The sequence below is a fragment of the Streptomyces sp. DT224 genome, from assembly GCF_049844595.1.
GTDB lineage: Bacteria > Actinomycetota > Actinomycetes > Streptomycetales > Streptomycetaceae > Streptomyces.
The window spans coordinates 500,185-519,605 of record NZ_JBNCLI010000004.1; the positions used below are offsets into that span (position 1 = coordinate 500,185).

16 protein-coding genes and 1 tRNA gene are annotated in these 19,421 nt (G+C 72.9%); 7 read left to right on the top strand and 10 right to left on the bottom strand.

What is annotated here, in order from left to right:
- Positions 1 to 7 precede the first annotated feature (7 nt).
- Entirely contained in the window at positions 8 to 1,474 is a 1,467-nt protein-coding gene (locus ACLQ2N_RS12580; RefSeq protein WP_425812132.1) for an FAD-dependent monooxygenase, read from the bottom strand.
- A gap of 359 nt (positions 1,475 to 1,833) precedes the next feature.
- On the opposite strand from ACLQ2N_RS12580, the gene ACLQ2N_RS12585 reads away from it, so the two are divergent.
- The 6 genes from ACLQ2N_RS12585 (at position 1,834) to ACLQ2N_RS12610 (ending at position 7,973) form a co-directional block, all read left to right on the top strand.
- Complete coding sequence (locus ACLQ2N_RS12585; RefSeq protein WP_425812134.1) at positions 1,834 to 2,517, top strand: response regulator transcription factor; 684 nt, start codon at positions 1,834 to 1,836, stop codon at positions 2,515 to 2,517.
- Complete coding sequence (locus tag ACLQ2N_RS12590) at positions 2,510 to 2,590, top strand: putative leader peptide (RefSeq protein ID WP_365677897.1); 81 nt, start codon at positions 2,510 to 2,512, stop codon at positions 2,588 to 2,590. The genes ACLQ2N_RS12585 and ACLQ2N_RS12590 overlap by 8 nt, the downstream gene beginning before the upstream one ends.
- Before the next feature lie 205 nt (positions 2,591 to 2,795).
- Positions 2,796 to 4,427: an ABC transporter substrate-binding protein gene (locus ACLQ2N_RS12595; RefSeq protein ID WP_425812136.1), complete on the top strand. Its 1,632-nt coding sequence runs from the start codon at positions 2,796 to 2,798 to the stop codon at positions 4,425 to 4,427.
- A gap of 2 nt (positions 4,428 to 4,429) precedes the next feature.
- On the top strand, positions 4,430 to 5,386 hold the full coding sequence (locus tag ACLQ2N_RS12600) for an ABC transporter permease (protein WP_425812363.1): 957 nt from the start codon (positions 4,430 to 4,432) through the stop codon (positions 5,384 to 5,386).
- Positions 5,383 to 6,303, top strand: a complete 921-nt coding sequence (locus ACLQ2N_RS12605) for an ABC transporter permease (protein ID WP_425812138.1) — start codon at positions 5,383 to 5,385, stop codon at positions 6,301 to 6,303. Before ACLQ2N_RS12600 ends, ACLQ2N_RS12605 begins: the two co-directional genes overlap by 4 nt.
- Positions 6,300 to 7,973, top strand: coding sequence for a dipeptide ABC transporter ATP-binding protein (locus ACLQ2N_RS12610; RefSeq protein ID WP_425812140.1), 1,674 nt, complete (start codon positions 6,300 to 6,302; stop codon positions 7,971 to 7,973). The genes ACLQ2N_RS12605 and ACLQ2N_RS12610 overlap by 4 nt, the downstream gene beginning before the upstream one ends.
- On the opposite strand, the gene ACLQ2N_RS12615 is transcribed toward ACLQ2N_RS12610, so the two are convergent.
- From ACLQ2N_RS12615 to ACLQ2N_RS12655, 9 genes are all read right to left on the bottom strand, one after another.
- Complete coding sequence (locus ACLQ2N_RS12615; protein ID WP_425812142.1) at positions 7,941 to 8,630, bottom strand: 4'-phosphopantetheinyl transferase family protein; 690 nt, start codon at positions 8,628 to 8,630, stop codon at positions 7,941 to 7,943. The genes ACLQ2N_RS12610 and ACLQ2N_RS12615 overlap by 33 nt on opposite strands.
- 29 nt (positions 8,631 to 8,659) lie before the next feature.
- Entirely contained in the window at positions 8,660 to 9,580 is a 921-nt protein-coding gene (locus ACLQ2N_RS12620) for an alpha/beta hydrolase (protein WP_425812365.1), read from the bottom strand.
- Between the two features lie 184 nt (positions 9,581 to 9,764).
- On the bottom strand, positions 9,765 to 10,598 hold the full coding sequence (locus ACLQ2N_RS12625) for an ABC transporter ATP-binding protein (RefSeq protein ID WP_425812144.1): 834 nt from the start codon (positions 10,596 to 10,598) through the stop codon (positions 9,765 to 9,767).
- Positions 10,595 to 11,674: a FecCD family ABC transporter permease gene (locus ACLQ2N_RS12630; protein ID WP_425812146.1), complete on the bottom strand. Its 1,080-nt coding sequence runs from the start codon at positions 11,672 to 11,674 to the stop codon at positions 10,595 to 10,597. Before ACLQ2N_RS12630 ends, ACLQ2N_RS12625 begins: the two co-directional genes overlap by 4 nt.
- On the bottom strand, positions 11,671 to 12,681 hold the full coding sequence (locus tag ACLQ2N_RS12635; protein ID WP_425812148.1) for a FecCD family ABC transporter permease: 1,011 nt from the start codon (positions 12,679 to 12,681) through the stop codon (positions 11,671 to 11,673). The genes ACLQ2N_RS12630 and ACLQ2N_RS12635 overlap by 4 nt, the downstream gene beginning before the upstream one ends.
- A 36-nt stretch (positions 12,682 to 12,717) precedes the next feature.
- On the bottom strand, positions 12,718 to 13,761 hold the full coding sequence (locus tag ACLQ2N_RS12640; RefSeq protein ID WP_425812150.1) for an ABC transporter substrate-binding protein: 1,044 nt from the start codon (positions 13,759 to 13,761) through the stop codon (positions 12,718 to 12,720).
- 505 nt (positions 13,762 to 14,266) lie between these two features.
- Complete coding sequence (locus ACLQ2N_RS12645) at positions 14,267 to 16,567, bottom strand: hypothetical protein (RefSeq protein ID WP_425812152.1); 2,301 nt, start codon at positions 16,565 to 16,567, stop codon at positions 14,267 to 14,269.
- A gap of 3 nt (positions 16,568 to 16,570) precedes the next feature.
- Positions 16,571 to 16,642: transfer RNA gene (locus ACLQ2N_RS12650), tRNA-Lys, on the bottom strand.
- A gap of 54 nt (positions 16,643 to 16,696) precedes the next feature.
- The gene (locus ACLQ2N_RS12655; RefSeq protein ID WP_425812154.1) at positions 16,697 to 16,906 is read right to left on the bottom strand and encodes a hypothetical protein; all 210 of its coding nucleotides are present in this window, start codon (positions 16,904 to 16,906) and stop codon (positions 16,697 to 16,699) included.
- A 277-nt stretch (positions 16,907 to 17,183) separates the two neighbouring features.
- On the opposite strand from ACLQ2N_RS12655, the gene ACLQ2N_RS12660 reads away from it, so the two are divergent.
- Positions 17,184 to 19,298: a cellulose binding domain-containing protein gene (locus ACLQ2N_RS12660; protein ID WP_425812156.1), complete on the top strand. Its 2,115-nt coding sequence runs from the start codon at positions 17,184 to 17,186 to the stop codon at positions 19,296 to 19,298.
- Positions 19,299 to 19,421: the final 123 nt, after the last annotated feature.

Genomic DNA, 19,421 nt, shown 5'->3' on the forward strand with positions numbered 1-19,421 from the left:
GTCGGGGTCAGGCCGGTCCGAACCAGCGGTCCAGCGCGGTGGGCAGATCGTGGTGGCTGCCGGGGGCGGCCCAGGCGACGTAACCGTCCGGGCGCAGCAGGACCGCGGTGGTGCCGGTGAGGCCGGCGGGCACGGATCCGTGCGGGGCGCCGGTGACCACGTCGATCCTGTCCCGCCAGCGGGCTGCCCTGCGGCGCGGCCAGAGGTTGTCCGTGAGGTCCAGCAACACCCCGCGGCCGGAGCGGAGCAGGGCGGTGGAGCTGGTGCGCCCGGCCCGGGTGGTCAGTTCCAGATGGGGCATGCGGGCGCCGAGCAACGGGTGGGAGCCCGTGCCGACGTCGTACCGGATGTCGGTCCCGCTGACCTTGGCGGCCAGGTGGCGGGCCACCTCGCCGTACGGGAGGAGTTCGGACAGGACGTCCCGCAGCGGTTGCACGTCGTCGCCGCCGAGGATGAGGAGGCTCTGCGCGCGGGTGTCGGCCAGGAGCTGCCGCCCCACCCGGTGGCGTTCCGAGTGGTAGGTGTCGAGCAGGGTGGCGGAAGCCGTCCCGCGCAGGACGGCGGCGAGCTTCCAGCCGAGGTTGAACGAGTCCTGGATGGAGGTGTTCATGCCCTGTCCGCCCGCCGGCAGGTGGATGTGGGCCGCGTCCCCGGTCAGCAGGACGCGGCCCCGCCGGTACTCGGACGCCTGACGGGTCGCGTCGGTGAACGCGGACACCCACACGGCGTCGGCCCCCGAGATGTCGCCGCCCGTGAGGCGCTTCCACACGTCGGCGACCTCGTGGAAGGAGGGCGGCCCGGTGCGCCGCCCGGGCAGGGCACCGCGTTCGCCGACGATGACGCGGTGCAGGCCGTCGCCGAGCGGGGCGGCCATGACCATGCCGCCGGCGAGGCTCTGCCCGGTCGCCCGGGGGGCCACGTCCACGCCCCTGATGTCGGCGAGGAGCAGTTCCGTGGTGGCCTCGGTGCCGGGGAAGTCGAAGCCGGCCGCTTTGCGGACCGTGCTGCGTCCGCCGTCCGCCGCGACGAGATAGCGCGCGGTGAGCGTGGTTTCCCGGTCGCCCGCCCTGACGCGTACGGAGACCGCCTCGCCGGTGTCCTGGAGCGACAGGAACTCCTGACCGCGCCTGATGTCGGCGCCCAGTTCCCGCGCCCAGCCCTCCAGGACCGTCTCGGTGACGGACTGCGGGATGCCGCGGGCGGCGGGATGCGCGCCGCCGAGGACGGCCAGGTCCAGCGGGACGCCGCCGAAGTGGCCCCGGGTGGTGCTGGTGTCCAGTTCGCCGAAGCGGGACAACAGGCCGCGCTGGTCGAGACTTTCCGTCGTACGGATGGTGAAACCCAGTCCCCGCGATTCCCCGGTACGCCGGGAAAGGCGTTCGACGACGATGACATCGATTCCGGCCAGACGTAATTCACCGGCGAGTACGAGTCCTGCCGGTCCCGCTCCGACAATGATGACCGAAGCATCCATGGAGTCTCCCGACTGAAGGTCCGTTCGATCCCTGCTGACGTGAAACATCCTCGGTCGCCGCACTTTTTGTTTTCAAGGCGGAAACGTCAAGGTCCTGCGCAAGGAGATGTGAAGCGATCGTCAAGTCGGCGGGACGGATGTCTGACATTCCCGCGGCCGGGGAAAGCCCGGCGCCCGGCCGACTGCGCGGCCGGGGCCAAGGAAATGTCAGGGGAAGTACAAATCCCTGTTGAGAAAGGCGCAGGACACCCCCTCGCGCCCCTTCCTGTGACCTCGCTCACAGTCAGGTGCGTGGCCGGGTGTCTAGCCTGAGGCCCGTAACTTCGGTGCTGCGCCCGCACCATGGAACGGGGGAATTGATGCGCGTCCTGGTCGTTGATTCCGACAGGTCGAACGGAAACACGTTGAGTACTCAGCTGCAGCGTCACGGGTATGACGTGGAGATCTGTGCGACGGGCGCCGAAGCTCTGGAAAAGCACGAGAAATTCGACCTCTTTCTGATCGATCTCCTCCTGCCCGACATCGATGGCCTGGAGGTCTGCCGGGCCGTCCGGGCGGCCAGCGAAATCCCTGTCATCGCTTTCACGGATGCCGGGATGAAACTCGACCGGATTCTGTGCCTGCAGGCGGGCTGCGACGACTGCATGGCGAAGCCCTACGGGTTCCGCGAGCTCCTCGCCCGCATCGACGCCGTACTCCGGCGGTCCCGGCCGCTGCCGGCACGGAGCACGCGGGCGGCGGCGATCGCGCACGGTTCGCTGTGCATCGATCCGGAGACGCGGGAGGTGCGGCTCAACGGCCGGCTGATCGGCCTCACCCTCAAGGAGTTCGACCTGCTCCACAGGCTCGCGTCGGAGCCGCACACCGTGCACTCCCGGGCCTCGCTGATGGCCGCGGTGTGGGGGTTCCCGGGACGTCATGCCCCCGGCGGCCGGGCCAGCCGGACGATCGACACCCACGTGAGTGCGGTCCGTTCCAAGCTCGGCTCACCCGACTGGATCATCACCGTCCGCGGTGTCGGCTTCAGGATGGGCCGTGTCTGAGCGGGTACCGCTGACGACCCGTCGGCACATCGATCTGCAACGCCTCGCCGGCTTCCTCTGTCCGGGGCACTGACCCCACCTCCCGCACGACGCACGGGCACGCGTGTCCCACGCGGGCCCGCGCCGACCGCGCCCACAACCCGGTCCAGCCGCACGCGGACCGGCACGCGGGGCCCCTCGCGCCCGCGTCTCCCACGTCCGGTCCGGCCGCCCGTCACCCGTACGGGCCCGGCCCGGTCTCCTCGTTTCCGCTCTCGCTCACCCGGAGTCGTACCTTCATGTCCAGACGTCCCGCGCCCTCGCGCCCCTTCGCGAGCTCCCCGGCGGCCGCCCTCGCCGCCTCGCTCGTCCTCTCGCTCACCGCGACGGCCTGCTCCGGAGCATCCGGGCCCTCCGGCAAGGCGGCGTCCACGCCGCGGTCCGGCGGCCACCTCGGGTTCGCGATGGCGGCGGACCCCGGCTGCGTCGACCCGCACCAGGCCACGACCACCGACGCCCTGTACGGGGCACGCGCCTTCGTGGACTCGCTCACCGACCAGGACCCGAGGACGGGCCGGATCGTGCCGTGGATCGCGCGCTCGTGGCACATCTCCCCGGACGCCTCGCAGTTCACCTTCAGCCTGCGCAAGGACGTCACCTTCGCCGACGGCACCCCGCTCGACGCCAAGGCCGTCAAGGCCAACCTGGACGCCGTCGCCGCCCTGGGCGCCAAGTCGATGCTGGGCGCCGGCTACCTCCAGGGCTACCGCAGCACCGAGGCCGTCGACCGGTACACGGCCAAGGTCACCTTCAAGGGGCCCAACGCCCAGTTCCTCCAGGCCACGTCGACGGCGACACTGGGGCTCCTGGCCCCCGCGAGCCTGAAACTCCCCGCGGACCGGCGCTGCACCGCCAAACTGATCGGCTCCGGCCCGTTCACCCTCGACGGCTACACCCCGAACACCTCGGTGGAACTGTCCAGGCGCGACGGCTACACGTGGGGCTCCTCGCTCTGGAAGCACTCCGGAGCCGCCTACCTGGACAAGCTCACCTTCCGAGTGGTCCCCGAAGCCGGTGTACGCAGCGGCAGCCTGAACTCCGGACAGGTCGACGCGATCGCGGGCGTCGCACCGCAGGACCAGGAGACCCTCGCGGGGCACCGGCTGACCGTCCTCGACCGCCCCAACCCCGGCGTTCCCGTCGCGCTCAGCGTCAACACCGCGCGGCCGCTGACGAAGGACCCGGCCGTGCGGCGCGCCCTCCAGTCGGCCGTGGACCGGGACGAGGTCGTGAAGACCGTCCTCAGCCCCAGCTACCTCCCCGCGACCAGCGCTCTGTCCAGCAGCACGGGCGCGTACGCCGACAACAGCGCGCTGCTCGCCCACGACCCCGGGAAGACCGGAAAGACCCTCGACGCGGCAGGCTGGGTGCCCGGCCCGGACGGCATCCGGGTGAAGAACGGCAAGAAGCTGAACCTGAAGGTGATCCTGGGCGCGAACTTCGGGCCCAACCAGACCGTTCTGGAACTGATCCAGCAGCAGCTGCGCAAGACCGGGATCGGCCTCACCCTCAAGCTGCTCTCCCTGCCGGACTACCAGCAGGCGCGCGGCGCGGGCGACTACGACCTCGCCTGGGGCAACGGCACCCGCAACGACCCGGACATCCTGCGCACCGCGTTCTCCGGCAAACTGCTCAACCTCGGCCGCATCGACGACCCCCGGCTGGAGAGCTCACTGGACGCGCAGGCCGCCGCGAGCGACCCGGAGAAGCGGGCCGCACTGGTCGCGACCGCGCAGCGCCGGGTGCTGGAACAGGGCTACCAGATCCCGGTGTTCGAGATGGCGAGCGTCTACGGAATCGGCGAAAGGGTGCACGGCCTGACCCTGGACTCGACGTCGTACCCGCAGTTCCACGACGCGTGGCTGTCCTGACCATGGCCGCGTACGTCGTCCGCAGGCTCGCCCAGGCCGTGTTCGTCCTCTGGGCCGCCTACACCCTGTCCTTCGGTGTGCTCTACCTGCTGCCCGGAGACCCGGTGACCGTCATGGCGGCCGGCGGCGGGGACAGCACCTCCGTGACCCCGGAACAACTCGCCTCGCTGCGCACCCGGTACGGTCTCGACCGGCCGGTGGCGGAGCAGTACGCGACGAGGCTCGGGCACGCCCTGCACGGGGACTTCGGCGCCTCCGTCCACACCGGCGAACCGGTCGGACGGATGATCGCGGAAGCGACTCCCGCGACGCTGGAGCTCACGGGGGCCACCCTGGCCCTGGCCCTGCCGCTGGGGGCCGGGGTCGCCCTGGCCGGCACGTACACCCGCCGGCGGTGGGCGGCGCAGTTCCTGCTGTCGCTCCCGTCGGCGGGGGTGGCCGCCCCCACCTTCTGGGTCGGCCTGGTGCTCATCCAGTTCCTCTCCTTCCGCTGGGGGCTGTTACCGGCCTTCGGGGACGAGAGCGCCGCCTCGCTGCTGCTCCCGGCGGTGACGCTGGCGCTGCCGGCGGCCGCGCTGGTCGCCCAGGTCTTCGCGAAGAGCCTGCGCACCGCACTCGCCGAGCCGTACATCGACACGGCCGTCGCCAAGGGAGCAAGCCGGCTCCGGGTCCATTTCTCCCACGCGGCCCGCAACGCGGCGCTCGCGCCGCTCACCGTCGTGGGGGTGCTGGTCGGCCATGTGCTGGCGGGCTCCGTGGTGGTGGAGACCGTCTTCTCCCGCAACGGGATCGGCCGGCTGACCGCGACCGCCGTGACCGCGCAGGACATCCCCGTCGTCCAGGGGCTCGTGGTGTCCGGCGCGTGCGCGTTCGTCCTGGCGAACCTGGCCGTGGACCTCCTGCACCCGGTGCTCGACCCCCGCCTCACAGCGACGGGCCCCAGGGCGGTGACCGCGTGAGCGCACTCGATACGTCCCCCGACGGCGGGGCACCCGTCGCCGCGCCCGGCACGTCCTCCGTGGGCGCCTCGCGGGAGGCGCCCTCGCGGCTGCGCCGGGCTGCCGGGTTCTGGCTCGCCCGGCCCGGGCTCGTCCTGTCCGTCGTGTTCCTCGCCCTGGTCCTGCTCGCCGCGCTGCACCCCGCCCTGTTCACCGGCCGCGATCCGCTGGCCGGGGTGCCCGCCGACCGGCTCCGGCCGCCCGACGGGGAACACCTCCTGGGCACCGACCAGCTCGGCCGCGATCTGTTCACCCGGCTGGTGCACGGCAGCTCCCTCACTCTGCGGGCGACGGCACTCGCCGTCTTCGTCGGCCTGGTGGCGGGGTCGCTGACCGGGCTGGTGGCCGGTGCGGCCGGCGGGTGGGCCGACAGTGCGCTGATGCGGCTCACCGACGTACTTTTCGCCGTGCCGGGACTGCTGCTCTCGCTCGCCCTGGTCACCGCCCTCGGCTTCGGAACCGTCCAGGTCGCCGTGGCCGTCGGGGTGACGAGCGTGGCCATGTTCGCCCGGATCATGCGGGCCGAGGCCCTGCGGGTCGCCCGGTCCCCGTACGTGGAGGCCGCTCGGGCCAGTGGCACCCGGTGGTACGCGGTGCTGCTGCGGCACGTCCTGCCGAACGCGGCCGGGCCCGTCCTCGTCTACGCGGCGGTGGACTTCGGCGGCGTCGTGCTCCAGGTGTCGTCGTTGTCGTTCCTCGGTTACGGGGCGCGCCCGCCCGCCCCCGAGTGGGGGTCGCTGGTCGCCGGCGGCCGCGACTACCTGGCCACCGCCTGGTGGCTGACCACCCTGCCCGGACTCGCCCTCGCGGCGACGGTCCTGGCCGCCAACCGCATCGCCCGCGCCCTCGACGGCGAGGCGAAGGAGAGCACCCCATGACGACACCCCCGACAGCGCCGGCCGGACCGGCCCGGGAATCCGGTCCCCTGCTCGGCATAGAAGGCCTGAGGATCTCCTACCGCACGCGGACGGGCCGGGTGGACGCGGTGCGCGGGGTCTCCCTCACCGTCGCACCGGGCGAAGTCGTGGCCCTGGTCGGGGAGTCGGGCTCGGGCAAGTCCACGACGGCCCACGCCGTCGCCGGCCTGCTGCCGCCCGGGGCGACGGTCACGGCCGGCCGCGTCCTCTTCGGCGCGACCGACCTCGCCGCGGCCGGCGAACCGGAGATGCGCCGCCACCGCGGCCGGGGCATCGGCTTCGTCCCGCAGGACCCCATGGTGTCGCTGAACCCGGTGCGCCGCATCGGCCCGCAGATCGGCGAAGTGCTCCTGATCCACAAGCTGGCCTCCGGCCGGCGCGAGGCCGCGGAACGCGCCGTCGAACTGCTCGCCGAGGCGGGCCTGCCCCAGCCGCACCTGCGGGCCCGGCAGTACCCCCACGAACTCTCCGGCGGGATGCGCCAGCGGGCGCTCATCGCGGTCGCGCTCGCCGCCCGGCCGAAACTGCTGATCGCCGACGAGCCGACCAGCGCGCTCGACGTCACCGTGCAGCGCGCTCTCCTCGACCACGTGGACGAACTCGTCGCCCGCACGGGCACGGCGGTGCTGCTCATCACCCACGACCTGGGTGTCGCCGCCGACCGCGCCCAGCGCGTGGGGGTGATGTCCCAGGGCGAGATCGTGGAATCGGGGACGGTCGGCGAGGTGCTGGGCGATCCCCGGCACACGGTCACCCGGGAACTGCTGCGCTCCGCGCCCCGTCTCGGCTCGGTCCGGGAGCGCACCCCGCCGGTCCGGCCCGCGGCCGCCGCCCGGGACCTGGTGGTGGCCCGGGGGCTGGTGAAGGAGTTCACCCGGGGCCGTCGCGGCCGGGAGCCCTTCCGGGCCGTCGACTCGGTGGACCTGGCCATCGGGAGGGGTGAGACGTTCGCCCTGGTCGGGGAGTCCGGCTCGGGCAAGTCGACCACCGCCCGGCTGCTCGTCCGCCTCGCCGATCCGACGTCGGGCACGGTCCACTTCGACGGCGAGGACATCACCTCGCTGCGCGGAGAGGCGCTGCGCCGGCTGCGGCGCCGCATGCAGATCGTCTACCAGAGCCCTTACGCCTCCCTCGACCCGCGTCTGACGGTGGGGGACATCATCACCGAGCCCCTGCGCGCGTACCGGGTGGGCGACCGGGCCGGGCGCACCCGGGAGGCGGCGGCGCTCCTGGATCGCGTGCGGCTCCCGGCCGGTACCCTCCGGCGGCGCCCGCGGGAGCTGTCGGGCGGGCAGCGGCAGCGGGTGGCCATCGCCCGCGCGCTGGCGCTGCGACCCGATCTGGTGGTGTGCGACGAACCCGTGTCGGCGCTCGACGTCTCGGTGCAGGCCCGCATTCTGGAGCTGCTCATCGAGCTTCAGGACGAGTCGGGGCTGAGCTGCCTGTTCATCTCGCACGACCTCGCCGTGGTCCGGGGCATCGCCCACCACGTCGGGGTGATGCGGGGCGGCCGGCTCGTGGAGTCGGGTCCGGTGGCGCAGGTGTTCGCCAAGCCCTCCCACCCGTACACGAGGGAACTGCTCGACTCGGTCGCCGGTTCACGCCGTGCCGGTGCGGTGGCCGGCGGGTAGCGTGCCGGTCGAGGCGCGGAAGGGGTACGCGACGGCGGTCGCCGCCGCGTACCTGGGAGGAGCGGCGACGTCGCGGACGTGCCAGCCGGCCGGCTGCGCCCCGTCCAGGAGGCAGTCGGTGGCCAGACCGCGTGCGAGGCCCGTACCGAGGCCCTTCAGATGGGCCTCCTTCCGTGTCCACAGCCGGGCGAAGGCGGCTGCCCGCGCGGCCCGGGGAAGGCGTAGCAGTCCCTCGCGTTCCGCCGGGTGCAGCCGGGGCAGCAGCGCGTCGACCGAGCCGGGGCGCGGCACGCGCTGCACGTCGACGCCCACGGCCACGGCAGCGACGGCGATCACGATGAGGTCATGGCTGTGCGCGAGGGAGAAGTGCGGCCCCTCCGGGAAGCCGAGCAGCACCGGCCGCCCTCCCGGACCTCCGCCCGTGCCGCCCGGCCGGTCGCGCCCGAACCGCAGCCGTGCCGCGTCCGTACCGGTGTACTCGGCGAGGAACTCGCGCAGCGCGACATGGGCGGTGACGTAGCGAAGCCGGGCGCGCGGGTCGGCGAAGCCGGTGGCACGGGCCCGCTCCGCCTCGTCGAGGCAGCCAGGGACGGGGAACCGGGAACCCGGGGCGGGCAGCGACAGCATCCTCAGCCGCACGTGAGGGTGAGCGCTCACGCGGGAGGGGCAGGCCCGGGCGCCGGCGGTCACCGTGCGGCGGCCCGGGCGCCGGCGTCGAGGCACTCGTCGAGAAAGGCCAGGGCGCGCAGGTGGTACGCGCGGGCGGCGGACCCCAGGCTGATGTTGTGCCCGGCCGCCGGAAGCCGGTCGACCAGCACCCGTGGCGCCGCCGAGAACTGCGCGGCCAGGTCCGCCAGATCGGCGTCCTCGTGACGCCACCACGCCTCGTGCTCGGCGAAGGTGAAGCGCACCGGCACCCGTACCCGGGGCAGCAGGCGGGGGGCCAGCGTGTCCCACTCCACCGCCGATTCGGCCTCCCGCCGGGGCACCGGGGCGACGACCGCACCGCTCTCGCGGAAGGTCCCGGCGGGATAGAGCCGCAGCGGACCCCAGTTGAGCCGGCGCATACCGGTCCGCGTGGTGCGGCCGAGCAGCCCGGCGGAGGCGGCCGGCCGGTGCCCGCACCCGGAGACGTCCAGGCCGACGAAGGCGCCGGACGGGGCGTCTGCGGCGAGAGCGAGGGCGAGCTTGCCGCCGAAGGAGTGGGCGAGCAGGAACAGCGGCCCGGACACATGCCGGTCCCGCGCGTCGGCGAGCGCCGCACGGACCGTCGCCGCCTGCTCCAGCAGCGGCTGCCCGGCGGGCAGACACGGGGCCGACGCGCCGTATCCGGGCCGGTCCACCGCGAGCACGGCGCAGCCGAGGCGGGCGCCGAGCGTCAGCAGGGAGACGTCCGGATGGGCCTGCCCGTCGAAGTACCCGGCGCTCATCCCGCCGCCGTGCAGGGCGACGACGGTCGCACGCGCCGGACGCCCGTCCAAGGGTTCGCTCAGCAGCGCGGACAGCGGGATGCCGGCCGCGTCGAGGGTGATCCTGCGGACCCCCGGCGACAGACGGCCGGGGGCGCCGGTCCCCGGTGAAGGGCGTGCCGTGGTCGTCAGCATCATGCGTTCCCGTTCTGGTCGGTCCACCGCGGGCTCCCTTCCAGGATCCGGTGCGCCCACCGGACGGGACAAGGCGTGCCGGTTCAGGACTCCCGCAGAACTCCGCCTCCGCCCGGTCGGGGAACGGACAGGCGGCGGTCAGAGGAACGTCAGGGTTTCGACGCCCCGGACCCGGGGCCGCCCCCCGTCAGCGCGCGCCGGTCTTCTCCGCCGCCGTCGACGGCTGCCAGCTGTACCCCGGGACGACGAGCCGGCCGCCCGTGACGGGGTCCGGGATGATGACGGAGGACAGCCCGAAGACCTCCCGCACCATCTCCGCGGTGACGACCTCGTCCGGCGCTCCCTGGGCCACGATGCGCCCGTCCTTCATCGCGACGAGGTGATCGGCGTAGCGGATGGCCTGGTTCAGGTCGTGCAGCACGGCGACGACGGTGCGCCCGCGCTCCAGATTGAGACGGCGCACCAGGTCCAGGACCTCCACCTGATGAGCGACGTCCAGATACGTCGTGGGCTCGTCCAGCAGCAGGAGTTCGGTGTCCTGCGCCAGGGCCATCGCGATCCAGACGCGCTGGCGCTGACCGCCGGAGAGCTCGTCCACCGGACGGTCGGCGAGGGCCGCCGTGTTCGTCCGTTCCAGAGCCTCGCCCACGGCGTGCTCGTCGGCCTCCGACCACTGCTGCCACCACTTCTGGTGCGGCTGGCGGCCCCGCGCCACGAGGTCGGCGACGGTGATGCCGTCGGGCGGCGTGGGGGACTGCGGGAGCACCCCGACGGTCCGCGCGATCTCCTTCGCGGGGAGCCCGGCCAGTTCGGCGCCGTCCAGCAGTACGGCACCGCGCCGCGGTTTGAGGAGGCGGCCCAGCGCCCGCAGGAGCGTGGACTTCCCGCAGGCGTTGGGCCCGACGACGATGGTCACCTTGGCGTCGGGTATCTCCAGGTCCAGGCCCTCGACGACGGTGCGGTCCTCGTAGGCGAGGGTCAGGTCGTGCGCCGAGAGTCGGCTGGCGGACGGGCGGCTCATGACGAGATGCCTCCGGATCGGCTACGGGTACGGACGATGAGCCACATCAGGTACGGCGCGCCCACCACGGCGGTGAGGACACCGGTCGGCAGCTCGACCGGGGAGAAGAGGCGGCGGGCCAGCAGGTCGGCGACCACGACGATCAGCGCCCCGGCCAACGCCGACGACAGCAGCGGGGTCTGGGCCGTGCGGGTCAGCCGGCGCGCGATCTGCGGGGCGAGCAGCGCCACGAAATCGACCGGGCCCACCGCGCCGGTGGCCACCGACGCCAGGACGACCCCGAGCACGGTGAGCCCGAGCCGGACCCGGCCGAGGCGTACACCGAGCGCGGTCGCGGTGTCGTCGTCGAACGACGCGCCGCGCTGGGCCCGCGCCGCCCACAGGGCCGCCGGCAGGCCGATCAGGAGTACGAGGGCGAGCGGGCCCGCCTCCTCGTAACCGCGGCTGTTGAGCGAGCCGGTGAGCCAGACCTTGGCCTGCTGGGCCACCAGATAGTCGCCCTTGGTCAGCAGCAGCTGGGTCAGCGAGCCGAGTGCGACCGACACACCGATGCCGACCAGGACGAAGCGCGAGGAGTGCAGCCCGCCGCGCCACGCGAACACGTACACGAGCAGGGCCGCCGCCAGGCCACCGGCCACGGAGACATAGGGCAGCGCGTCGGCGGCGACGGCGTTGAAACTCAGCGCCGCCACCGTGGCCGCACCCGCCCCGTGCGTGACGCCGATGACGTCGGGGCTGGCCAGCGGGTTGCGGGCGACGGTCTGCACCAGCGCCCCCGCGACACCGAACGCCACCCCCGCGAGGAGCCCCACGACCAGGCGCGGCAACCGCAGCGTGCCCACCACGAGTTCGTCGGGACTGGGGCGGCCGAGCAGGACGCGTACGACCTCGGACGGCGCCACGAACGATTCACCGACGCACAGATAGGCCACCACCGCACACGCCAGCAGCACCGCGAGCGTCACCGCGACCACGGCCGCCCGGCGGTGCACGAGGAAACTCGCCCGCCCGCGTCGCAGCACGGCATGCCCGCCGGGGCGCGGACGGGGAACGACGATGGCTTCGACGTCGCTCACGCGGCCACCACCTTCCGGCGCCGGACCAGTGCGATCAGGAACGGCACACCGATCAGGGCGGTCATGACCGCCACCGGCACCTCCGAAGGCGGAAAGAGAACGCGTCCCAGCACGTCGGAGCCGAGGATCATCACCGGACCCAGCAGGGCCGCCAGCGGCAGCACCCAGCGGTGTGCCGTCCCCACCAGCGCACGGGCGATGTGCGGGACGGCCAGACCGGTGAAGGCGATCGGGCCCACCGACGCCACGGCCGCCCCGGTGAGCACGAGCGCACCGAGCGCACCGAGGGCCCGCAGCCGCCCGACGTTGTTGCCCAGGTTCCGCGCGGCGTCGTCGCCCAGTGCGAGCGCGTCCAGGCCACGGGCGATCATCGCGACCAGGATCATCCCGGCCACCACGAACGGCCAGACCTGGCGGATCACTTCACCGTCGCGCCCACCGATCGAGCCGACCTGCCAGAACCGGAACTCGTCCAGGGCGCGGGCGTTGGTGGTGGCGACCCCGGACACCAGCGAGGCGAGGAACGCGTTCATCGCGGCCCCCGCCAGGGCGAGTTTGACCGGCGAAGCCCCGCCGCGCCCGCCGCTGGCGACCGCGTACACCCCCACCCCGGCCACCGCCGCTCCGGCGAACGCGAACCACACGTAGCCGTTCAGCGAGTGCACCCCGAAGAACGCGATGGCGGTCACCACACCGACCGAGGCTCCCTGGCTCACACCGAGGATGCCCGGTTCGGCGATGGGGTTGCGGGTGATCCCCTGCATGACCGTTCCCGCGAGAGCGAGCGCGGCGCCCGCGAGCACGCCGACCACCGTCCGGGGCACCCGCAGCGCGCGTACCACTTGGGCGTCGTCACTGCCGCCGTCGTGGAACAGAGCCTGCAGCGCGTCCCCCGGGGCGATCTGGCGGCTGCCGACGGTCAGGCTCAGCAGGACGGCGACCAGCAGCATCGCCGCCCCGGCCAGCAGCCAGCCCGCCCGCCGGCGGGTGAGGTTGGGTGGCGACATGCGCCGGGCTCACTCTCTCTTCTCGGTCCGCGGCCCTCAGGCCGTCAGGTACTTCTCGAGGTCGTCGAGGACCGCGTCCGCGGCGGTGACACCGAGACCCAGGTACCAGGTCTCGTCCGGCACGTCGAAGGCGTGGCCGTCCTTGACCGCCTTCAGGTTCTTCCAGAGCGGGTTGGCCTGCGCCTTGCTCTTGTCGGTCGCCTTGGCATCGCCGTACACGCCCGTGAAGATGTAGTCGGCGTCGGCCTGGTCGATGTTCTCGGCGCTCACCTCGGCCGCCAGGTCCGCGATGTCCTGGTTCTTGGGGCGCGGGATGCCGACGTCCTTGAGGATGGTGCCGATGAAGGAGTCGTTGGCGTAGAGCCGGATCAGACCGTCGGGCAGGTAGCGGACCATCGACACGGTCGGCTTGTCCGCCCCCAGCTTCTCCCCGAGAGCCTTTGCCTTCTTCTGGTACGCGGCGAGGTTCGCCTTGGCCTCAGCCGTCTTGTCCAGCGCGGCGGCGTTGAGGAGGTAGTTCTCCTTCCAGGTGAACCCGGGCCGGATGGAGAAGACGGTGGGCGCGATCTTCGACAGCTCGTCGTAGGAGTTGGCGGCGCGCAGCTGGCTGCCCAGGATCAGGTCCGGCTTGAGCGCGGCGATCGCCTCCAGGTTGAGGCTGTTGATCGTGCCGATGTTCTTCGGCGTGCCCGCGTCCTTCTTGAGATACGACGGCAGCTCCGGCGACCCCTCGGTCGGCGCGAGACCGACCGGCTTCACACCGAGCGACACGACGTTGTCGAGCTCACCGACGTCGAGCACGACCACGCGCTCGGGCTGCTCCTTGATCTCGGTGCTGCCCATGGCGTGCTTGACCGTACGCGGCCACTGGCCGGGCTTGGCGTCCGTGCCGAGCGCCGCGGTCTTCGCCGCCGCGTCGCCGAAGTCCTTGCCGCCCTTGGCGACGGACTTCGAGTCCTTGGACCCCTGGGAGGACGAGCCGCCGTCCTTCCCGGAGGAGTCGGCGCCGCACGCGGCCAGCGACAGCGCGGCAACGACGGCGAGGGCGACTGCGGCTGTACCACGGCGCCGATGTGACATGAGCGTGCTCCTCGATTTGTTCAGCCTTAAAAGATTAGGCGAGCCTCACCTTATGCCACCGTTATCCAGGGGAGGTACACGGGGTGACGGGGCCCACGCGACTGCCGGGCCGAGGACCGCCGTCGGCTCGGCACGAGCCTGATCCCCGGGGACGGCTTGGGTGCGCCGTCCGCCAGCGCCTGTCCCACCAGGCGGCGGGTGGCGGCCAGCCAGGGCGCACGTCCGTCGTCGTCGGGGAGGAAGCCACCGCCGAGCATGAGCAGCGGCCGGCCCCCGAGAACGGAGGGCAGCTCCTCACCGGCGTACGGCCGCAGCACCCGCACATCGGGCCCCGCCCCACGCAGCCGGGCACCGACCCGGCCGGGCCCCCGCGCGCGGTGTTCTGCACGACCAGGACCGGCACAGGACACCGACGTCCTCATGGCGCCGGACAGCCGCGACGCGCCGCCGGCACCTCCTACGCGTCAGGCGGGCAGCACCGGTGCCTCGGTGCGGCAGGCCCGCGTCACCGCATCCAGTGCGGTCCGGTCGTCCACCCCACGAAGCGTCGGGCGCGCCCCGTGTCCGCCGTTCCGTCCTCGCCGAAGGCGCCGCCCCCGGCGACCAGCGCCAGGCCCGCCAGCGCCGGGGCCAACCGAGCGGCCACATGCGCGGGGTGGCGGGCCACCTCGTCCGGCGCCCCCGCGACGAACCGCCGCTGCTGGGCCGGCGGGCACAGGGACAGGTGGAAGACCATCTGGCGCCACGCGTACGCGGCGTCCTTGATCGTGCGCAGGGGACGCGGGTTGTGGTGCACACGGGCGGTCAGCCGGCACACGGTCACCAGGCAGCGGTGGGCCAGATCGGCCCACCCGGACCGCGGGGCCACGCCCACCCGGCCGACCAGCGTGGCCAGGTTGTGCGTGGTGAGGATCTGCGCCTGCTCGATCACCATCCCGTTCGCCGCGACGGACCAGTGCCGCGACGCCGCTCCCGACCGCTCCGAGCAGAGCCGCGCGAACCCGGGGGACGTACGGGCACCGGCCGAGCGGGTCAGGGCCTCACCCGCCTCGACGATCGCCAGGTTGCGGACCGCCGCGTAATCGATGTCGTAATAGCGCTCGTACAACGTGCCGCCCAGGAGCTCGCCCGCGACCCGGGCCGCCTTGAGGAACTTCGGGCCGAACGTGCCCATGAAGATGTCGGCGGCCAGCTCTTCGACGAACGGTGCCCCGAGGTCGCACTGCCGGCCGAGTACACCGAACTCACGCACCAGAGGGTTGGGCAGGAGCGTTCCCGGGAAGGCGTGCACGGCCACTTCGCCGAGCTGCCGCAGCACGGCGAGCGCACCGCCGTCGTCCGACGCGCCCAGCACCGCGGTCCGCTGCCCGGACACCGCCCGCACCCAGGGCAGTTCCTCGACGCGCACCTGACGCTCCAGATCGAGCAGGAGCAGTGACCGGCGGCTCCGGAACGCCCGGTAGTTCGCTTCCATCACGGTGCGCAGCGTCTCGTCGCCGTACGCCTGAGCCGTGGCGGCCGCGACCAGCTGGGGCACCAGCTCGGCCATGACCTCGGCCGAAGGGACCACTCCCCGCTCGACGAGCGCGTCGAGCGGGGCGCTCGTCGCGGACTCGACCGCCCGGCTGATCCCGGCCGGCATGACGGCCCCGGTGGGCAGGCCGGCTTCCCGGCTCTCCTCCTCGGTCACCGGGGTCACCAGCGCGGCGACATCGGTGATGCCGCCGTCCGGGGGGAGTGCGGCGAGCCGGCGCAGCATCAGCTGGGCGAGCGCGTGATGGGAAGGGAGCGCCGCCTGCTCCTCCTGGGAGCGGCGCAGAGCCAGATGCGGGTCCGACCCCGGCAGCCCCCGCCGCCGCACCATGGAGCGCACGGCATGCCGCAGCAGACCGAGGCGGCGCGCCCCCAACGGCCGTCCCGCGACGGCCTCTTCGAGTGCTCCGCGCAGAATGCCCAGGTTCTCCTTGGGATCGAGGTGCTTGGTGCACAGGGTGTGCCGCGCGGCGAGTACCCGGTACCGGCCGAGCAGGACCTCACCGTGGGCCAGCCAGTCGGCGTCCGGAGTGGGCTCCGGGACCATGCCGTCCCCCGCCGTCCGCAGCCAGTGGACGAGCAGTTCGTCACCGAACGGCTGCCACACGGCGAGCGCTTCACGCTGGGTCTCGACGGCCGTGTGGGGCCGGCGTCGCGCCAAGGTGCCGACGGTGTCGGAGACGGTGCGCCGGTGCACCGACGTGCCGGCGCCCGGGGCGGGCCCGTCGGCCGGGCGGGGCAGGAACCGCAGCCGGCCGGCGAACGGCCCCAGCTCCGCGACGAGGTCGCACGCCGCTCCGGTCTCCCCGTGGCGCACCAGCCAGGCCGCGGTGAGCAGCGCCGCCTCCTCGGGCACAGCGATCTCGTACCCGCCGCTGTCCAGCAGGGACCACAGCCACGCGAGCCCCGGCTCGGTGAGGCAGTGGGCGAAAAGCGCGCGTCGCTCGGCCGGTACGCCGAAACGCCTCGCGGCGTCGGCCTCGTAAGGCTGGAGCGGGCCACCGGCGCTCACCGTCCCGGTGGAGAAGCCGCCCCGCACCACCTCGGGAGTCACCCAGGCCGGAAACCCGGTCACGGGCGCCCGCGAACCGACCGTCACCCGGCCCGTGGTCATGGCGGTCAGAACCTCCCGCCAGCGGTGCCCGCGCGTCTCCGCGCGGTGCCGGGTGCCGGCGTCCTCGTGGGTCAGCGCGGTCACGAAGGCTTGAGCCAGACGGCTCTCCGGAAAGGACGTGCCTGCGGCGAGGGGCTGCTGCTCAGCGTTGTCGTTCATAAGCCGACGTGGCAGGTTCCGCCCCTGCGCCCTCCGGGTTAAGAGCCCGGCGCTCTCCTGCTGAGCTACACGTCGATGGGCTCAGACGTTAGGCGCCGAGGTGACCGCTCCTCAACCCGATTTCCCGGCTCAGGGCAGCGGGATGCGGACGACCGGGTCGAACGGGCGCTTGTTCCAGCCGCTGCGGACATTGCGGCACGTCGGTGCCTCACACATGAAGAACTCATCCACCTTGCCACGCCCCGTTCGGTCCTTCAGCCAGGTCTTCTCCGCGGTGGTGAGAGGCCGGTGCATCTCGTCGGAATCGCATGTATAGCAGTACATGGTCTCAGGCTTCATGTGATCTCCCAGAAGGTCCGGATGAGCCGGACATCGACAGTAGAGAAAGCCGCGGCCGCTCCGGAAGGCGCCATTCGGCCGATTCGGCGCATGTCACCGGCGAGGTGGCGCGCGGCCGTTCCGGTGCATGTCACCGCCGTTGACAGCGCGTCGCGCCCTCCCCATGATGGGAGCGCTCCCACGAGCAACGCCCCCTCGCCGCAACGGACTTCGCGCGTCCAGCGGCACGCACCGCCCCACTCCGCCCGTGCCGCCGAGATCCCAGGGAGGATCCCCCATGGCGCCCTCGCACAGACCCCCACACGGCTTCCGCCCCCTCGCACGCGCCGCCGCCGTCCTGGCCGCCTCGCTCGCCGTGCTGGCCTCGCTGACCGGTGCGGCCCCCGCCGCACCGAGGGCCGCCACCGACGCGGACGTCGACGTACAGGTGAACGCCCAAGCGGCGCTGGGCACGCTGACCGGTGCCGCCCGCGGGGTCAACACCGCCATCTGGGACTCGCACATGAACGACCCCGAGGTGGTGGACCTGATGAAGGCGGCCGACGTCGGGGCGATGCGCTACCCGGGGGGTTCGTACGCGGACATCTACCACTGGGAAACGCACACCGCGCCCGGCGGCTACGTCGCCCCGGGCACCGGCTTCGACGCCTTCATGGGCACCGTCCGCGCCACCGGGGCGCAGCCGATCCTCATCGCCAACTACGGCTCCGGCACCCCGCAGGAGGCGGCCGGCTGGGTCAGGTACGCGAACGTCACCAAGAAGTACGGCGCGAAGTACTGGGAGATCGGCAACGAGATCTACGGCAACGGCCACTACGGCAGCGGCTGGGAGAACGACGAGCACGAGGACAAGAGCCCGCAGCAGTACGCGCGTGAGGTGCGCGCCTACGCGGCGGCGATGAAGGCCGTCGACCCCACGATCAAGATCGGCGCGGTCCTCACCAGTCCGGGGGAGTGGCCGGACGGAGTCGTCGGCGACGGCGATGCCGGCGACTGGAACCACACCGTGCTGCCGGCGGTGGCCGACGTCATCGACTTCGTCAGCGTGCACTGGTACGCGGGCGGATCGGACACCACCGCCGACGCCGCCATGTCCAGGCTCGCCAAGCTGCCCGGTGAACTCCGGGAGGTGCGCGACCAGATCGACCGGGTCGCCGGAGCGCACTCACCGGACATCGGGATCGCGCTCACCGAGATCAACACCAACACCGGCGGCGCCCGGCTCACCGCCCGCCCCAACGGACTCTTCGCCGCGGACGCGTTCATGACGGCGCTGGAGAACGGCGTGTTCAACGTCGACTGGTGGAACACCCACAACGGTGCGGGGGAGATCACCACCGTCGACGGTGAGACCGACTACGGCGACATGGGGATGCTGTCCAGCGGCGCCTGCACCGGTGACGTCTGCCAGTCGGCGCCGAACACGCCGTTCCATCCGTACTACGGGATGAAGATGACCGCTGAACTGGGCACCGCGGGCGACACCATGGTCGCCGCCGAGTCCTCCGCGCAGGACGTCTCGGCGCACGCCGTGCTCCGTGACGACGGGCGGCTGAGCGTCATGCTCGTCAACAAGAACCCGGACGCCGCACGGACCGTCGCCCTCGACTACGCGGGCTTCACCCCGTCGGCCGCCGCGCCGGAGGTCAGCCGCTACGCACGCGGCGACAGCGACATCACCGAGGTCACCGACGCCGACGCGTCCGCGTCCCGGGTCACGGTGCCCCCGTACGCACTGCTCACCGTGACCCTCGAACCGAAGGCCGGGACCGGCCCGGCCGCTTCGGCCGCGAGCACACCCGGCACCCCGCGCCTGGACGCGGTCACCGACACCACCGCGCGCCTCACCTGGGACGGCGCGACGGGCGCGACCCGCTACCTGGTCCAGGAGCGCGACGGCGCCCACACCCGCCTGGTCGGCGAGACCACCGGCACCTCCGTCACCCTGCGGAATCTCCCCCCGGGCAGCAGCCACACCGTCAACGTGCTGGCGGCGGACTCGGCGGGGCGGCTCTCCGGCGCCTCCTCGCCGCTGACCTTCAGCACCGGCACCCCGAAGGACGCGGTCTGCTCCGTGACGTACCACCGTGACTCCAGCTGGGGCAACGGCTTCGTGACCACCGTGACCGTGCGGAACCTGGCGGACACGCCGATCACGGGCTGGACGGTCGACTGGGACTGGCCGACCACGGGCCAGTCGGTGGACTCCGGGTGGAACGCCACCTTCCACCAGACCGGTTCCCATGTGCGGGTCACCGCTCCGGACGGTGCGGGCGCGCTGGCGCCGGACGGCGGGTCGACCGCCTCCTTCGGGTTCGTCGGAGCCAACGACGGCCCCAACCCCGACCCGGCGGTCTTCCGCCTGAACGGCGCGGTCTGCTCGGGCGGCTGACGCCCACGCACGGGGAGCCCGGCTCCCGGGCTCGGCTCCCCGTGCGTCACCCGGTCCGCACATGCGTGGCTCCTCGCATCGGCCCGCGGAACGTGGTCGGCTGGGCCGGACGACCCCGGGCAC

Excerpts from the sequence above, each read along its gene's own strand:
- ACLQ2N_RS12610 (WP_425812140.1), top strand. The coding sequence starts at position 6,300 with ATGACGACACCCCCGACAGCGCCGGCCGGACCGGCCCGGGAATCCGGT.
- ACLQ2N_RS12585 (WP_425812134.1), top strand. The coding sequence starts at position 1,834 with ATGCGCGTCCTGGTCGTTGATTCCGACAGGTCGAACGGAAACACGTTG.
- ACLQ2N_RS12640 (WP_425812150.1), bottom strand. The coding sequence starts at position 13,761 with ATGTCACATCGGCGCCGTGGTACAGCCGCAGTCGCCCTCGCCGTCGTT.
- ACLQ2N_RS12625 (WP_425812144.1), bottom strand. The coding sequence starts at position 10,598 with ATGAGCCGCCCGTCCGCCAGCCGACTCTCGGCGCACGACCTGACCCTC.
- ACLQ2N_RS12580 (WP_425812132.1), bottom strand. The coding sequence starts at position 1,474 with ATGGATGCTTCGGTCATCATTGTCGGAGCGGGACCGGCAGGACTCGTA.
- ACLQ2N_RS12645 (WP_425812152.1), bottom strand. The coding sequence starts at position 16,567 with ATGAACGACAACGCTGAGCAGCAGCCCCTCGCCGCAGGCACGTCCTTT.
- ACLQ2N_RS12660 (WP_425812156.1), top strand. The coding sequence starts at position 17,184 with ATGGCGCCCTCGCACAGACCCCCACACGGCTTCCGCCCCCTCGCACGC.
- ACLQ2N_RS12655 (WP_425812154.1), bottom strand. The coding sequence starts at position 16,906 with ATGAAGCCTGAGACCATGTACTGCTATACATGCGATTCCGACGAGATG.
- ACLQ2N_RS12635 (WP_425812148.1), bottom strand. The coding sequence starts at position 12,681 with ATGTCGCCACCCAACCTCACCCGCCGGCGGGCGGGCTGGCTGCTGGCC.
- ACLQ2N_RS12620 (WP_425812365.1), bottom strand. The coding sequence starts at position 9,580 with ATGATGCTGACGACCACGGCACGCCCTTCACCGGGGACCGGCGCCCCC.
- ACLQ2N_RS12600 (WP_425812363.1), top strand. The coding sequence starts at position 4,430 with ATGGCCGCGTACGTCGTCCGCAGGCTCGCCCAGGCCGTGTTCGTCCTC.
- ACLQ2N_RS12595 (WP_425812136.1), top strand. The coding sequence starts at position 2,796 with ATGTCCAGACGTCCCGCGCCCTCGCGCCCCTTCGCGAGCTCCCCGGCG.